The 14,126-nt window shown below is 62.7% G+C and carries 15 protein-coding genes; 11 read left to right on the plus strand and 4 right to left on the minus strand.

Annotated features, from left to right (window positions below; genetic code table 11):
* The first annotated feature begins 82 nt into the window (after window positions 1-82).
* The gene (locus EOA22_RS08940; RefSeq protein ID WP_063170460.1) at window positions 83-457 is read left to right on the plus strand and encodes a tellurite resistance TerB family protein; all 375 of its coding nucleotides are present in this window, start codon (window positions 83-85) and stop codon (window positions 455-457) included.
* 12 nt (window positions 458-469) lie between these two features.
* On the opposite strand, the gene EOA22_RS08945 is transcribed toward EOA22_RS08940, so the two are convergent.
* Window positions 470-1,318, minus strand: coding sequence for a transporter substrate-binding domain-containing protein (locus tag EOA22_RS08945; RefSeq protein ID WP_063170010.1), 849 nt, complete (start codon window positions 1,316-1,318; stop codon window positions 470-472).
* Window positions 1,319-1,567: 249 nt separating this feature from the next.
* Between EOA22_RS08945 and EOA22_RS08950 the strand changes: the two genes are divergently transcribed.
* The 3 genes from EOA22_RS08950 (at window position 1,568) to EOA22_RS08960 (ending at window position 3,798) form a co-directional block, all read left to right on the plus strand.
* A complete protein-coding gene (locus tag EOA22_RS08950) occupies window positions 1,568-2,299 on the plus strand; it encodes a LuxR family transcriptional regulator (RefSeq protein ID WP_013533651.1) in 732 nt (243 codons plus the stop codon).
* Window positions 2,300-2,395: 96 nt separating this feature from the next.
* A complete protein-coding gene (locus EOA22_RS08955) occupies window positions 2,396-3,034 on the plus strand; it encodes an acyl-homoserine-lactone synthase (RefSeq protein WP_013533650.1) in 639 nt (212 codons plus the stop codon).
* A 14-nt stretch (window positions 3,035-3,048) separates the two neighbouring features.
* Window positions 3,049-3,798 (plus strand): enoyl-CoA hydratase-related protein, encoded by a 750-nt coding sequence (locus EOA22_RS08960; RefSeq protein ID WP_013533649.1) that lies wholly within the window; start codon window positions 3,049-3,051, stop codon window positions 3,796-3,798.
* 48 nt (window positions 3,799-3,846) lie between these two features.
* Here EOA22_RS08960 and ppk2 read toward each other — a convergent pair whose 3' ends face one another.
* On the minus strand, window positions 3,847-4,755 hold the full coding sequence (gene ppk2 / locus EOA22_RS08965) for a polyphosphate kinase 2 (RefSeq protein WP_013533648.1): 909 nt from the start codon (window positions 4,753-4,755) through the stop codon (window positions 3,847-3,849).
* Window positions 4,756-4,876: 121 nt separating this feature from the next.
* On the opposite strand from ppk2, the gene EOA22_RS08970 reads away from it, so the two are divergent.
* The 3 genes from EOA22_RS08970 (at window position 4,877) to EOA22_RS08980 (ending at window position 8,081) form a co-directional block, all read left to right on the plus strand.
* Window positions 4,877-6,142 (plus strand): ATP-binding protein, encoded by a 1,266-nt coding sequence (locus tag EOA22_RS08970; protein WP_063170011.1) that lies wholly within the window; start codon window positions 4,877-4,879, stop codon window positions 6,140-6,142.
* 112 nt (window positions 6,143-6,254) lie between these two features.
* Entirely contained in the window at window positions 6,255-6,980 is a 726-nt protein-coding gene (phoU, locus tag EOA22_RS08975; protein WP_013533646.1) for a phosphate signaling complex protein PhoU, read from the plus strand.
* A gap of 90 nt (window positions 6,981-7,070) precedes the next feature.
* Window positions 7,071-8,081 carry a magnesium and cobalt transport protein CorA gene (locus EOA22_RS08980; protein ID WP_013533645.1) on the plus strand — a complete coding sequence of 337 codons (1,011 nt, stop codon included), beginning with the start codon at window positions 7,071-7,073 and terminating at the stop codon, window positions 8,079-8,081.
* A 154-nt stretch (window positions 8,082-8,235) separates the two neighbouring features.
* Here the strand turns inward: EOA22_RS08980 and EOA22_RS08985 are convergent, their stop codons facing one another.
* Complete coding sequence (locus EOA22_RS08985; RefSeq protein ID WP_063170012.1) at window positions 8,236-8,754, minus strand: GcrA family cell cycle regulator; 519 nt, start codon at window positions 8,752-8,754, stop codon at window positions 8,236-8,238.
* A gap of 358 nt (window positions 8,755-9,112) precedes the next feature.
* Between EOA22_RS08985 and EOA22_RS08990 the strand changes: the two genes are divergently transcribed.
* From EOA22_RS08990 to EOA22_RS09000, 3 genes are all read left to right on the plus strand, one after another.
* Window positions 9,113-10,312 carry an aspartate aminotransferase family protein gene (locus tag EOA22_RS08990; protein WP_063170013.1) on the plus strand — a complete coding sequence of 400 codons (1,200 nt, stop codon included), beginning with the start codon at window positions 9,113-9,115 and terminating at the stop codon, window positions 10,310-10,312.
* 17 nt (window positions 10,313-10,329) lie between these two features.
* Window positions 10,330-11,241, plus strand: coding sequence for an ornithine carbamoyltransferase (gene argF / locus EOA22_RS08995; protein WP_013533642.1), 912 nt, complete (start codon window positions 10,330-10,332; stop codon window positions 11,239-11,241).
* 110 nt (window positions 11,242-11,351) lie between these two features.
* Window positions 11,352-12,383 (plus strand): Hsp33 family molecular chaperone, encoded by a 1,032-nt coding sequence (locus tag EOA22_RS09000; RefSeq protein ID WP_013533641.1) that lies wholly within the window; start codon window positions 11,352-11,354, stop codon window positions 12,381-12,383.
* 47 nt (window positions 12,384-12,430) lie between these two features.
* Here the strand turns inward: EOA22_RS09000 and apaG are convergent, their stop codons facing one another.
* Window positions 12,431-12,823 (minus strand): Co2+/Mg2+ efflux protein ApaG, encoded by a 393-nt coding sequence (gene apaG / locus EOA22_RS09005; RefSeq protein ID WP_013533640.1) that lies wholly within the window; start codon window positions 12,821-12,823, stop codon window positions 12,431-12,433.
* A gap of 233 nt (window positions 12,824-13,056) precedes the next feature.
* On the opposite strand from apaG, the gene EOA22_RS09010 reads away from it, so the two are divergent.
* A partial coding sequence (locus tag EOA22_RS09010; RefSeq protein WP_127389929.1) for a ceramide glucosyltransferase occupies window positions 13,057-14,126 on the plus strand: 1,070 nt, incomplete at its 3' end.

Raw genomic sequence — 14,126 nt, forward strand, 5'->3', positions numbered from 1 at the left:
GTGCAGAACGGGCGTTCCTAACTTCGAGGCCCGGTTCAAGGAGAAAAAATTGCCGACACCTCATGAAGCCCTGATCTATCTGATGGTCATCACCTCGGCCTCCGACCGCGACATGACCGATGTTGAACTGGCGCGGATCGGCGAGGTCGTCCGCTCCTGGCCGGTGTTCGAGGACTTCAACCACGACAGGCTGGTCGGCGTCGCCCAGGGCTGCCAGAAGCGCCTGCACGAAAAGGATGGGCTGGAGGGCGTGCTGGCTGAAGTCGCCGAGGTCTTGCCCGAGCGGCTGCGCGACACCGCCTATGCCGCCGCCTTCGAGGTTGCCGCCGTCGACCTCGAAATGCGCATGGAAGAGGTGCGGGTGCTGCAGCTGATCCGGCGTCAGCTCGATCTCGACACGCTGACGGTTGCTGCCATCGGCCGCGCGGCCAAGGCGCGGCTGCGTACCCTGACCTGAAAGTCCTTGGCTTTAGAAAAAACTGACGGGGAAATAGCGCAGATAAAATTCGGCGAACGTGCCTTTCATTGAAATTTCCTGCAGCGCGTAGTCGATCGCTGCGGCCAGCGCCGGATTGTCAGCCTTGGTGGCGATGGCCATGCCCGTGCCCAGATATTCGGGCGCCAGATAGGGCCCGCCGGCAAAGCGGCAGCAGCCCGCCGCGTCCGAGCCGCCCAGCCAGAAAGCCAGGCGCATGCCGTCGCCGAAGGCGGCGTCGACCTTGCCGGCCTTGAGATCGGCATACAGTTCTTCCGGCCTGTCGAAAGGGACGACCTGGACCGTGTTGAAATAGTCGCGCAGCATGCGCTCATGCGCCGAGCCTGATATCACGCCGACACGCTTGCCGTGCAATTTGTCAAAGACGGGCTCGGTCAGCGCCTTGCCCTTCGGCATGATGAAGCGCGCCGGAAACTGCAGATAGGAGCGTGAGAAGGCGTAGGTCGCGCGCGATTCCGGTGTGGCGGCGATGCCGGCGATGATCGCCTCGCCTTCGCCTTTCCGCAGTGCGCCTTCCAGCTCGGCCCAGGGCAGGGCCTGGATCTGGCATTTTTCGACAATGCCAAGCTCGGCGCAGATGGCGCGTGCCAGATCGATGTGGAAGCCGGACAGCTTTCCCGCACCGTCGAGGAAGTTGAAAGGCGGGAAGTCCGTGGTGGTGAGGAATCTCAGCCGGGGCAGCTTCGAAAGGTCTGGCTTGGGCAGCCGCTCCTTGGCATCCCACAGCACCGGAACCTGAGGCGCCGCGGCGCGCGCACCGTCGGCGAACGACAGCAACCCGATCAGCATCGCAAAGGCGAAGGACCTCCACCGGAACGCCAAGATAAAACTCCGCCACAGTCGTGCTCGCACCGGTTTTGGTACGAAAATGGTACAGGCACAATGGTTTTTGATTTCAACACGCCGATTTCAGGATATGATTTAGCCGGTTTGCAAATCAGCTTCGGTCGCCTCGATGAGAGGGAGCCACAAAATAAGTATGCGATTTGCAATCCGTGGTCGGTGGCGAAGTGTAAATCAGGCACGCATCATTGGCCGCAATGCACAAGGCAACATGGGGTTGATGTTGCGATGGGTCAGTTCGATCGCACGCTGGAATACATAGACCAACTGCAGCACGCCGCAACGGCGGCGGCGGTCTGCGAAAGGCTGCTGGGCATAACATCGGATTTCGGTCTCACCGCACTGATGGCGGGAACCGTCCCGCAGCCAGGCACGCCGGCCGGCCAGCAAAAGCAGCATGTGCTTCTCTGCGATTGGCCTGGCGAGTGGCTGGAGCGCTATGTCGCGCGCAACTATGTCGATCATGACCCGGTCGTCAGCCATATGAAACAGTTGCAGGCGCCCTTCCAGTGGCACGAAGCGTCCCAAGGCATCCGCATAGACAAGAGCAGCGGCGAGGTGATGGGCGATGCCGGCGCCTTCAAACTGCGCGATGGGTTGGCCTTTCCGCTGATCACGCTCGACGGCCAGATCGTCATGGTGTCGCTGGGCGGCGAGGCCGTGGAATTGTCCGCCGCCGAATTCGGCCAGGTGTCGCTGGTCTCGACCTACGCGGTTGGCCGCGCCATGCAACTCCACACCATGGCGAACAGGACCATCGATCATATCGTGCTGACGCCGCGCGAGCGCGAATGCCTGCAATGGGCCGCCGTCGGCAAGTCCGAATGGGAGATTTCGCAAATCCTCGGCATTTCCGAACACACCTCGGAGAAACATCTTCTTAACGCCAAAAGCAAACTAGGTGCCGTCAACAGGGTGCAGGCCGTCGCGGAAGCGATACGGCGCGGCTACATTAGTTAGGTCGGCCGTGCCGACCTGAAATCCTTGCCTACGCGATCACGCAATTTTCTCATCAAAGCACGGCCGTATCTTCCTCTGAACGCAGGAGACGGCGGAATGCTTTTTTCCCTTACAACCCAGGAATTGATGGAACGTCCCGACCTTTGGGAGGCCGTCCATCGTTTGCGCTACAAGATATTCGTCGAGGAGATGGGGTGGGATGACCTCAGACGCCCCGACGGGCTCGAACTCGACCAGTTCGATCACGACGAGGCGGTCCATCAGATCGTCATCAGGGGCGGTGAAGTGGCGGGTTATCAGAGGATGTTGCCGACGACGCGGCCACATCTGCTGACCGAGGTCTTGACCGATCTTTCCGAAGGAACGCCGCCGTCGGGTCCAAACATCTGGGAATTGACCCGCTATGCGGTGGCTCCCGGTTTTCGCGATGGCCGTCGCGGCGTTTCGACCGTCGGCACCGAACTGATTGCCGGTTTCGTCGAGTGGGGGCTGAAGCGCGGCGTCGACAAGGTGATCATCGAGTTCGAGCCGATGTGGGTGCTGCGCGCCTTGCAACTGCATTTCCTGGCGACCCCGCTTGGCTATCAGCGCACCTATGGCAACCAGCAGGTGGTCGCCACCTTGCTGACCTTCAACGAGCACACACTCGATGTGGTGCGGTCGCGCCGCAATCATTTTGCTCCCGTGCTGGCCAGGGGATATCCCGACATGCTCGGGCAAAGGCGTGCGTCATGAGATCGGAGACAGTCATGAGCACACATCCGCAACCTGAACTTCGCAACCACACGCTGGTGGTCACCGTGTCGTCGAGTGACGGCCGGCCGGTGCTGGACAGGAGGGCCTATGAAAGCCTGGCAAGGACCTTCCATGAAGCAGCCGACAATGAGGAGGTTCGCGTCGTCGTCTTGCGCGGCCTGGCAGGCTGTTTCTGTCTGGGCGGCGACTTCTCCGAATTCCTCGACGCCACCAAGCACCAGAAACTGATCGCCGCCGTCACCGACCTGTTCCGCACGCTGGCGACGTTTCCAAAGCCCATCCTTGCCTGCGTCGATGGCGATGCCGTCGGTGTCGGCTGCACCATCCTGTTCCATTGCGACATGGTGATCGCGTCCGATGAGAGCACGTTCAGGGTGCCGTTCGTCGATTTCGGCCTGGTGCCGGATGCGGCGACCAGCATCCTGGCGCCGCAGAAGCTCGGCTACGCCGGTGCCTTCCGCTTCTTCTGCCTCGGCGACACGCTTCGCGCCGAAGATGCCAGGGCGCTCGGCCTGGTCGCGGAGATCGTGCCGGGAGGCACCGTCGAGGAGGCGGCCCTTGGTCGGGCAAGACAGCTCGTCAAGAAGCCGGTCGCCGCCCTGCTGCAGACGCGCGGCCTGCTGAAGGGGAACACCGAGGCCCTCTGCGATCGCATCGATCAGGAGATCTCGCTTTTCCAGCAGGCGCTGCAGGATGATACGACGCTGCGGCGATTGCAGCGTATCGCCAGGCTGGCGGCTTAAGCATCATGATTGCGTCGCGCGGTTCCTGCCGCGCGACGCAAAAAAGCGTCAATCCTGTTTTCCCAGGAATGACGGCCCTTCGCCGATGATCTTCTTGTCTTCCTTGCCGATGATTTCGAGATCGCGCCCCTCATAGGGCAGAGACGACAGGATGCGCCGCATGACCGCAAGCCGCGCGCGCCGCTTGTCATTGGCCCGTACGATGATCCACGGCGCGAATTCCTTGTGGGTGCGCTCGAACATTGTGTCGCGCACCTTGGTGTAGTCGTCCCACTTGGTGATGCCCGCAACGTCGATGGGCGAAAACTTCCAGCTCTTCAGCGGGCTGTAGCGGCGGTCGTGGAAGCGCTCGAGCTGCGTTTCCCGGCCGATGTTCAGCCAGAATTTGAAGAAGTGAATCCCCTCGTTGGAGATCATCCGCTCGAAATGCGGCGTCTCGTCGAGAAACTGCTCGTGCTGCTGCGGCGTGCAGAAACCCATCACCGGCTCGACGCCGGCGCGATTGTACCAGGAGCGGTCGAAGGTGACGAATTCGCCTGAAGTCGGGAAGTGGTCGACATAGCGCTGGTAGTACCATTGCCCCAGTTCGGTCGGGGTCGGCTTGGTCAGCGCCACGTTGCGTGCCGTGCGCGGATTGAGGTACTGGCGCACCACGAAGATCGTGCCGCCCTTGCCGGCAGCGTCGCGGCCCTCGAACAGCGCCATCACCCGTTTGCCGGTCGACTGCAGCCAGGCCTGCGCCTTGACCAGCTCGATCTGCAGCTTCTCGAGCGTCTCGTCATACTCATCACTTTTCATCTTCTTGTCGTAGGGATAGCCGCCGGCAGTCAGCTTGTTGTCCTCGACCCAGTCGGGAAGCACGGGGTTTTCGATGTCGAACTCCCGTTCCTTGCCGCCGATCCTGATCTTCAGCGGCCCCGAAGTTGGCGCGGCGGGACTTTCCTTGGCTTTTTTCATCGAGACGAACCCTTTCCAGCTTCCGGACTCATGCTATGGGGAGCCTCCGGAACGGTCTAGTGGAAGTTTTTCCGCCACCGTGGACCGGGTGCGAAGGCATGGGGTGCGGGCCCGCGGGCAGATGGCTGACCTGGACACAGAGCAGAGAGGCATCGCGCAAACCATGGCCGCACGGCTGTGGAACAGCCGCTGGCTGCTTGCGGCCGGCGTCGTCGCGGTCGTCGCCGTTTATGCCTTGGCCGGGATTTCAGCCTATGTCGTCCTCGCGGCGCTGCTGTTGCTATTTGCAGCGGCAATACTGCCGGCCGCCGGCGCGCGCCAATCCACTGGCAGCGGAGCCGCCATCGAGGCCACCGGCCTGCAGAGGCTCTCGGGTGAATATCTGGCCGCCGCCGTCGCCGATCCGCTGATCATCTTCGACCGGGCTGCCACCATCGTCCATGCCAACGCCGCCGCCTTCGCCGCTTTCGGCGGCATCGCGCCAGGCATGTCGCTGTCGCTGAAATTCCGGGCGCCGGAAATGCAGGCTCTGCTGGATGGCGTGCTATCGGGCGATGTCGCCTCCGATATCGTCGACTATACGGAGAAGCTGCCGGTCGAACGGGCTTACCGGGTGAGCGTGTCCTCGGTCGGTCACGCCACCGATCTCTATGTGCTGGTGTTCAAGGACCAGAGCGAAACGCGCAGGATCGACCGCATGCGCGCCGACTTCATCGCCAATGCCAGCCACGAACTGCGCACCCCACTTGCCTCCATCGCCGGCTTTATCGAAACGCTGCGCGGGCCAGCCCGCAACGACGCGGCGGCGCGCGACCAGTTTCTGCAGATCATGCAGAGCCAGACCGGCCGCATGGCGCGTCTGATCGACGATTTGTTGTCGCTGTCGCGGCTCGAGATGAAACCCTATCTGAAGCCGGGAACCGAGGTGGACCTGCGCCAGACCGTCGACAGCGTCATCGACTCGCTCGGACCGCTGGCCAGCGAAAACGCCGTTGCCATCGAGCGGCGCTACGCCGACGGACCGCTTCATGTGCCTGGCGATCGCGATGAGCTTTTCCAGGTTTTCGAGAACCTCCTGGAAAACGCCTGCAAATACGGGCAGTCGGGTGGGCGCGTGGTTGTATCCATAGCGCATAGCGATGCCGGACCAGAGCCGGGCATCGACGTGACGATCAGGGACTTTGGCCCTGGCATTCCCGAGGAGCACATTCCGCGCATTACCGAGCGCTTCTACCGCGTCGATGTCGAGACCAGCCGGACCCAGAAAGGCACCGGCCTCGGCCTGTCGATCGTCAAGCATATCCTGACGCGCCACAACGCCCGGCTTTCGATCAAGTCCGAAGTCGGCAACGGCGCGGCATTCTCGGTTCATTTGCCGGCGCACTGATATCGCCCTAATTCAAGGGCACTGTTTCTTTTTTCTGTCATCCGGCTAGCGTATCAGCGGGGATTCGAGGAAACGACTCAAAATCAAAACACCCCGTGGGAAGGCATTTGCCATGCAGTCCGTGCACATCGTCAGCGCTTATGACGAGGAGTTGAAATATCTGTCGAAGCGCATCGCCGCGATGGGTGGCCATGCCGAGCGCATGGTCGAACAGGCGGTCACCGCTCTCGTCAATGCCGACCCGGGCCTTGCCCAGAAGGTCATCCGCGACGATACCGTACTGGACGAGGGCCAGCGCGAAATCGACGACAAGGCGATCATCATCATTGCCAAGCGTCAGCCGATGGCGGCGGATTTGCGCGAGATAGTCGGGACCATCCGCATCTCCGCCGACCTCGAACGGGTTGGCGATCTCGCCAAGAACGTTGCCAAGCGGGTTGTCGCCGTCACCGACGGACGCCAGCCGACCAGCCTGTTCCGCGGCCTCGAGGCTCTGTCCAACCTGGCATTGACCCAGCTCAAGGAAGTGCTCGACGTCTACGCGTCCCGTTCGGTGGAGAAGATCGGCTTCGTGCGCGATCGTGACGACCAGATCGACGCCATGTACACATCGCTGTTTCGCGAATTGCTGACCTACATGATGGAAGATCCGCGCAACATCACGCCCTGCACGCATCTGCTGTTTTGCGCCAAGAACATCGAGCGTATCGGTGATCACGCCACCAACATAGCCGAGACCATCTACTACATCGTCACCGGCGATCAGTTGCCGGCTGAGCGGCCCAAGGGCGACAAGACCGACAAAATCAGCCTTTCCGAGACGCAGCCGGTGAAGTGAACGCCGCCTCTCGAACCGTCACCCGATTTACGATAAGCTTTCCGGGCTTTGCCTCTATCCTCGTCCGTGGATTTGCTCCGGGAGGTCGTGATGGAAAATGTTCGGAACCTGACCCCGGCGCCTGCGCCGATATCCGGCATTATCGCTTGCGGCGTTTACACCGCGGGCCGCCGCATCGCCGACATTCCCATCGAGGAAGCCGGCGAATGGGCAAAAAAATCCGGTCACGTCGTCTGGATCGGCCTGTTGGAGCCCGACCGTAACCTGTTGCTGCGCGTCCAGGCGCAGTTTCACCTGCATGAGCTGGCGATCGAGGATGCCGAGCACCCGCACCAGCGGCCGAAGATCGAGCAATATGGCGACGCCTTGTTCATCGTCGCCCGCACCGCGCAGCTGATCGAGGGCCGGGTCACCTTCGGCGAGACCCATTTGTTCGTCGGCTCAGGCTACATAGTCAGCGTCAGGCACGGTCCCTCGACGTCCTATGCCGCCGTTCGTCAGCACTGGGAAAGCTGCCCGCACTCGCTGGCCAAGGGCGAGGATTTCGTCCTCTATGCCATCCTCGATTTCATCGTCGACAATTACATGCCGGTGCTCGAGCAGATCGAGGACGAGGTCGAGGCGATCGAGGACAAGGTTCTGCTGAAGCCGATGACCGCTCCCGACATAGAGCGGCTCTATATGCTGCGCCGCGATCTCCTGCGCCTGCGCAATGCCGCGCTTCCGCTGGTCGAAGTCTGCCGAAGGCTGACCAGCGCCGAGCTGCCGCAGATCCACACCGCCATGCATCCGCTGTTCCGCGACGTCACCGATCACATCCGCACCGTTCAGGAGAAGATCGACAGCCTGCGCGAGGTGCTGGCATTCGCTTTCGAGGCGAGCTTGCTGGTCGGCCAGAGTCAGGAAACGGCCAACACCAAGAAGCTCGCTTCCTGGGCCGCAATCCTGGCGGTGCCGACGGCGCTCGCCGGCATTTACGGCATGAACTTCAGCGACATGCCGGAACTGAAGATGGAATACGGCTATCCGGTGGTTCTGGCCACGATCGCGCTGATCTGCGCGTTTCTGTATTGGCGGTTCAGGAAGAATGGCTGGTTGTGAAGTAGGGCAGTAGGGCAGTAGGGCAGTAGGGCAGTAGGGCAGTAGGGCAGTAGGGCAGTAGGGCAGTAGGGCAGTAGGGCAGTAGGGTGGCATTTCGTGAGCGCGACTTTCCGCGCACATACTGCCCTACTGCCTTACTCCCCTATTCCCTTATCTACCTGCTCCGCCGCCGCTCCGATGCCGGCTGGAATGCCACGCGGGCGTGGTACTTGCAGTAGGGACCGGTTTCGGCGGCATCGTTGCCGCAGAAATGGAAGTCCTCTGAAAGCGGATCGCCGTTCGGCCATTTGCAGGTCCGCTCGGTCAGCTCGACCAGCTGCAGATGCCGCGAGATCGGCAGCACGACATTTTCGACCGGGCGGATGTAATGGCGTGCCACGGGTTCGGCGTCGAACTGCGTCTGCAAAGCGGTCGCGCCGACCGATGTCGTGACATGGCGTGCCGTGGTTGCGGCGCGTGATACCGATTTCTGGACAGTCGATCCTTGCGCTGCCTTCTTCTGGCGTGTTGGCGTGGCGGTCGAGCGACCGCGGCCCGACAGTTTCAGCCGATGCACCTTCCCGATGACCGCATTGCGGCTGACCCCTCCAAGCTGCGCAGCAATCTGGCTTGCGCTCAGACCCTCCGACCACAGTTTTCTCAAGAGTTCTACCCGCTCGTCAGTCCAGTTCATGAGACCGCGCTCCTCTAAGCGTGCGGCAATCGGAATCCTTCTCCCGACCCGGCAACATTTGCCAGGGCAGACACCACATATATCTGGTGATTAGGTCCGCCGCACGAAATCTAGTTATTTCTCGACTACAACTACTCTATGCGCTGACTCGGTGACAAGAGTCCCAAGTGCAACACGAATCGGTTTTTTCGGTTTTCCCCAACTTGCCCGGTCGCTTATGAGCCGGCGTCCCGTCGGGGGGCTTGCCGCGCGCCACTACGCGACGTTTTCGTTGACTTCATGGCCGAAAAACAGGATAAGCCGCACAGGCCGCCGCTTTGGCGGCTTTTTTGATTTTCCGGTACCGGAGACGCATATAATGAGCGGTTCGGCGCTTTACGAGACCTTTGCTCGCGCACCCCTGGCCTTCGACCACGGGGAAGGCACATGGCTGATTACCGACAAGGGCGAGCGATATCTCGATTTCGCCGGCGGCATCGCCGTCAATTCGCTGGGCCACAGCCATCCGCACCTGGTCGCCGCACTCACCGAGCAGGCAGCCAAGCTGTGGCATGTCTCCAACCTCTACGAGATCCCCGGGCAGAGCCGGCTTGGCGAACGGCTGGCCGACGCCACCTTCGCCGACAAGGTGTTCTTCACCAATTCCGGCGCCGAGGCGCTGGAATGCGCGATCAAGACGGCGCGGCGCTACCATTTCGTCAAAGGCCATCCCGAGCGCTTTCGCATCATCACCTTCGAAGGCGCCTTCCATGGCCGCACGCTGGCGACCATCGCGGCTGGCGGCCAGTACAAGTATCTCGAGGGCTTCGGCCCCAAGGTCGAAGGTTTCGACCAGGTCGGCTTCGACGACATTGACGCCGCCGAAAAGGCGATCACGCCGGAGACGGCCGCGATCCTGATCGAGCCGGTGCAGGGCGAGGGCGGTATCCGCCCGGTGCCGACGCAGTCGCTGAAGCGGCTCAGGCAATTGTGCGAGCAGCACGGCCTGCTGTTGATCTACGACGAGGTCCAGTGCGGCATCGGCCGCACCGGCAAGCTGTTCGCACATGAATGGTCGGGTGTAACGCCCGACATCATGGCGATTGCCAAGGGTATCGGCGGCGGCTTCCCGATGGGCGCCTGCCTTGCCACGGATGAAGCGGCGGTCGGCATGACCGCCGGCGTGCATGGCACCACGTTCGGCGGCAACCCGCTTGCCATGGCGGTCGGCAACGCCGTGCTCGATGTCGTGCTGGAAGACGGCTTCCTCGAAGATGTCCAGCGCAAGGCGCTGCTGATGAAGCAGGGTCTGGCGTCGGTCGCCGACGAGTTTCCCGAAATCATCGAGGACATCAGGGGTGCCGGGCTGATGCTCGGCCTCAAATGCGCCATGCCCAACACCAAGGTGAACATGGCCTTGCGCGACCAGCACCTGTTGACGGTTCCGGCCGGCGACAACGTCATTCGCCTGTTGCCGCCGCTCACCGTCACCGACGCCGAGATCCATGACGCGCTCAACCGCATCCGCGCCGGCGCCAAGGGCCTGGCGGAGGCGATCGCTTCCGCCGCGGCGAAGTAATCCCGGAATCATTGCTGATGTCAGTTCGCCATTTCACCGATCTTTCCACCGTTTCCGAAGGCGACCTGCGCTTGATGCTGGACGACGCGGTGGTGCGAAAGGCGCGGCTCAAGGCCGGCGAGCGCACCAAACCGCTCGAAGGCAAGGTGCTGGCGATGATCTTCGACAAGCCGTCGACGCGCACGCGCGTCTCCTTCGACGTCGGCATGCGGCAGCTCGGCGGCGAGACCATCATGCTGACCGGCACCGAGATGCAGCTCGGCCGTTCCGAGACCATCGCCGACACCGCCAAGGTGCTGTCGCGCTATGTCGATGCGATCATGATCCGCACCACCTCGCATGAGCGGCTGCTGGAATTGACAGAGAACGCCACCGTGCCGGTGATCAACGGACTGACCGACGATACCCATCCCTGCCAGCTGATGGCCGATATCATGACCTTCGAGGAACATCGCGGTCCGGTAGCCGGCAAGACCATCGCCTGGACCGGCGACGGCAACAATGTGCTGCATTCCCTGCTCGAGGCCTCGGCCCGGTTCCGCTTCAACCTCAACGTCGCCGTTCCCGAAGGCAGCGAGCCGGCGCAGAAGCATATCGATTGGTCGCAGGCGCATGGCGGCAAGCTGCACTTCACCCGCTCGCCCGAGGAAGCCGTCGATCAGGCCGACTGCATCGTCACCGATTGCTGGGTGTCGATGGGCCAGGAGCATCGCGCCCGCGGCCACAATGTGTTCTCGCCCTACCAGGTCAATGCCAAGCTGATGGCGAGAGCCAAGCCGGACGCGCTGTTCATGCACTGCCTGCCGGCGCATCGCGGCGAGGAAGTGACAGACGAGGTTATCGACGGACCGCATTCGGTGGTCTTCGACGAGGCCGAGAACCGGCTCCATGCCCAGAAGGCCGTGCTTGCCTGGTGTCTAGGCGCTTGAAGTGTCTGGGCGCTTGATCCCTGGGAGCTTGATCTGCGGGCGTGTGATGCCTATTTGCGCCGCATCACGCAAATCAAGCGCGTTTCGACGCATGCGCCCCGGAGGGCGGCATGGCCGCGCCCTGGAGCTTTGTCATGTTGGAAACCTATCAAGTGACTGAACATCACCCCAAACTCGGCGAATTCGGCTATGCCGGCGACGATCACGTCGTGCCGTTCGAGGTCGGCCCTCTCGACGTGCGCGGCCGCACGGTCCAACTCGGGCCGATGCTGGACGCCATCCTCAGCCGCCACGATTATCCCGAGCCGGTCGCCCGCCTGCTGGCGGAGGCCTGTGTGCTGACCGTGCTGCTCGGCACTTCGCTGAAGTTCGAGGGCAAGTTCATCCTGCAGACCCGCACCGACGGACCCGTCGACATGCTGGTTGCGGATTTTTCCACGCCCTCGGCGCTGCGCGCCTATGCGCGTTTCGATGCCGACCGGCTGGAAGCGCTGGTCGCGGCGGGCGAAACCTCCCAACAGACGCTGCTCGGCAGTGGCGTGCTGGCGCTGACCATCGACCAGGGCGCCCATACGCAGCGCTATCAGGGTATCGTCCAGCTCGATGGCGAGACCCTGGAAGACGCGGCACGCACCTATTTCCGTCAGTCGGAGCAGATCCCGACGGATATCAGGCTGTCGGTGGCCAAGCTTTTGACGCCCGGTCCCGGCGGCGCCCGCGAGCAATGGCGCGCCGGCGGTATCCTGGCGCAGTTCCTGCCGCAGTCGCCCGAGCGCATGCGCGTCCCGGACCTGCCGGGCGGCGATGGCGATCCGCGTGAGGAGATCCACGATCCGGTCGACAATTCCTGGCAGGAGTTGCTGGCTCTGCTCGGCACCATCGAGCCGACCGAACTGATCGACCCGACGATCGGCGCCGAGCGGCTGCTCTACAGGCTGTTCCACGAGCATGGCGTGCGCGTCTTCGGCGGCGTTCCGGTCGCCGACCAGTGCTCGTGCTCCAGGGACAAGATCCGCGGCATCCTCGAGGGTTTTTCCGCCCAGGAGATCAAGGACAGCACCGAAGACGGCGGCATCCACGTCGCCTGCGAATTCTGTTCGAAGCAATATGATTTCGACCCGGCGGAATTTGCGGCCCAGTAGAGTAGAAACCACGCCTCACCGGTCGCTCCGCGGCCGGTGAGGCGAAATCAATTCACCGTCCGCCGCGTCCCCGGCAAGTCCAGCGAAAACGCCGGAATGGCGATGTCGAACGTCTCGCCCCGCTTGTTGCGCATCGTGTAATGCCCGACCATGATGCCGGACGGTGTCGAGAGCGGGCAACCGGACGTGTACTGGTAGCTGTCGCCGGGATTGAGTTCGGGCTGGTCGCCGACCACGCCGGGGCCGCGCACTTCCTCGACCCGGCCGGTGCCGTCGGTGATGTGCCAATAGCGCGACAGAAGCTGCACGAAATCGTCCGACTGATTGTCGATCGTTATCTGATAGCCCCAGACATAGCGGTTCTCCGAGGGATCCGAACGGTCCTCCAGATAGAACGGCCTGACCTGCACTTCGATGTTGCGCGTGACGGCGCTATACATAAGCGGCTCCAAAAAACGGTTCCAGCGGAACTTTCGGCGCTCCGTGCGGTTAGGTCAACCGATCGAAGCCTCCTCTGGCCGGCCTCGCGGGCAGGTGCCGACAAAGAATGTCATTTAAGTGACATATGACAATGATGGTGTGCGCGGACTGGTGACGCGCGACTCGGGCGCTCTGCTGAACTGTTGAAACCGGTCATCTTGCGGACCGGTTTTCCTGGAGTGACCGGATCTCGATGCAACTCACTCTCATAGCCGCCACGCTTTCAACCGTCCTCATCCTCTCGAATCTCGCCAGCATCGTGCTCGCCGTGTCGCGTCTGAGACGGCGTCGCACCATTGCGCCGCCGGCCGGCAAGCCGCGGCCGGTGTCGATCGTCGTGCCGTCGCGCGGCGTCGAGCCGTTCACGCAGGAGACGCTGGAGCGCGCCTTCTCGCTCGACTGGCCGCGCTATGAGCTGATTTTCTGCGTCGCCCATGCCGACGATCCGGTGATCAAATTGATAAACAGGACGATCGTCCGGTTTCCGAAAGTGCCGGCCTGGCTGCTTGTCGGCGATGACCGCATCAGCGCCAATCCGAAACTCAACAATTGCGTCAAGGGCTGGGAAGCGGCGCGGCACGACTGGGTCGTCCTGGCCGATTCCAACGTGCTGATGCCGAGGGACTACATCCAGCACCTGATGGCTGCCTGGCGGCCCGGCACCGGCCTTGTCTGCTCGACGCCGATCGGCTCGCGGCCGGCCGGCTTCTGGGCCGAGGTCGAATGCGCTTTCCTCAACACGCTGCAGGCGCGCTGGCAATATGCCGGTGAGGCGCTCGGCCTCGGCTTTGCCCAGGGCAAGAGCATGCTCTGGAACAAGCCGATGCTCGATGCCAATGGCGGCATCCGCGTGCTGGCCGCCGAGATCGCCGAGGATGCCGCTGCGACCAAGCTGGTGAACAGTCTCGGCCTGCGCGTCAATCTCGTCGCCGCCCCCTTCGAGCAGCCGCTTGGCCGGCGCTCGTTTGACGAGATCTGGTCGCGTCAGGCCCGTTGGGCGCGCCTGCGCCGCGTCACTTTCCCGCTGTTCTTCGCACCCGAAATCCTGACGGGCGCCGTGGTGCCGCTGGTGCTTGCGCTGATTGCAGCGGCAAGCGCCGGCTTCAGCCTCTGGGCAACCGCCCTTGCCGTGCTGGCGGCCTTCTATCTTCCGGAGTGCGCCCTGGCCTGGTCCAAGGGCTGGTACCTGTCGCCACGCATGGTCGCCGCGATCATGGCGCGCGACCTGATCCTGCCGGCGATGTGGGGGCGCGGTCGGCTCGG

Source organism: Mesorhizobium sp. M7A.F.Ca.US.014.04.1.1 (assembly GCF_003998745.1).
GTDB classification, from domain to species: Bacteria; Pseudomonadota; Alphaproteobacteria; order Rhizobiales; family Rhizobiaceae; genus Mesorhizobium; species Mesorhizobium ciceri.

Coding starts and splice junctions, on each gene's coding strand:
- EOA22_RS08940 (WP_063170460.1), top strand. CDS start 83: ATGGTCATCACCTCGGCCTCCGACCGCGACATGACCGATGTTGAACTG.
- EOA22_RS08950 (WP_013533651.1), top strand. CDS start 1,568: ATGGGTCAGTTCGATCGCACGCTGGAATACATAGACCAACTGCAGCAC.
- EOA22_RS08955 (WP_013533650.1), top strand. CDS start 2,396: ATGCTTTTTTCCCTTACAACCCAGGAATTGATGGAACGTCCCGACCTT.
- EOA22_RS08960 (WP_013533649.1), top strand. CDS start 3,049: ATGAGCACACATCCGCAACCTGAACTTCGCAACCACACGCTGGTGGTC.
- ppk2 (WP_013533648.1), bottom strand. CDS start 4,755: ATGAAAAAAGCCAAGGAAAGTCCCGCCGCGCCAACTTCGGGGCCGCTG.
- EOA22_RS08970 (WP_063170011.1), top strand. CDS start 4,877: ATGGCTGACCTGGACACAGAGCAGAGAGGCATCGCGCAAACCATGGCC.
- phoU (WP_013533646.1), top strand. CDS start 6,255: ATGCAGTCCGTGCACATCGTCAGCGCTTATGACGAGGAGTTGAAATAT.
- EOA22_RS08980 (WP_013533645.1), top strand. CDS start 7,071: ATGGAAAATGTTCGGAACCTGACCCCGGCGCCTGCGCCGATATCCGGC.
- EOA22_RS08985 (WP_063170012.1), bottom strand. CDS start 8,754: ATGAACTGGACTGACGAGCGGGTAGAACTCTTGAGAAAACTGTGGTCG.
- EOA22_RS08990 (WP_063170013.1), top strand. CDS start 9,113: ATGAGCGGTTCGGCGCTTTACGAGACCTTTGCTCGCGCACCCCTGGCC.
- argF (WP_013533642.1), top strand. CDS start 10,330: ATGTCAGTTCGCCATTTCACCGATCTTTCCACCGTTTCCGAAGGCGAC.
- EOA22_RS09000 (WP_013533641.1), top strand. CDS start 11,352: ATGGCCGCGCCCTGGAGCTTTGTCATGTTGGAAACCTATCAAGTGACT.
- apaG (WP_013533640.1), bottom strand. CDS start 12,823: ATGTATAGCGCCGTCACGCGCAACATCGAAGTGCAGGTCAGGCCGTTC.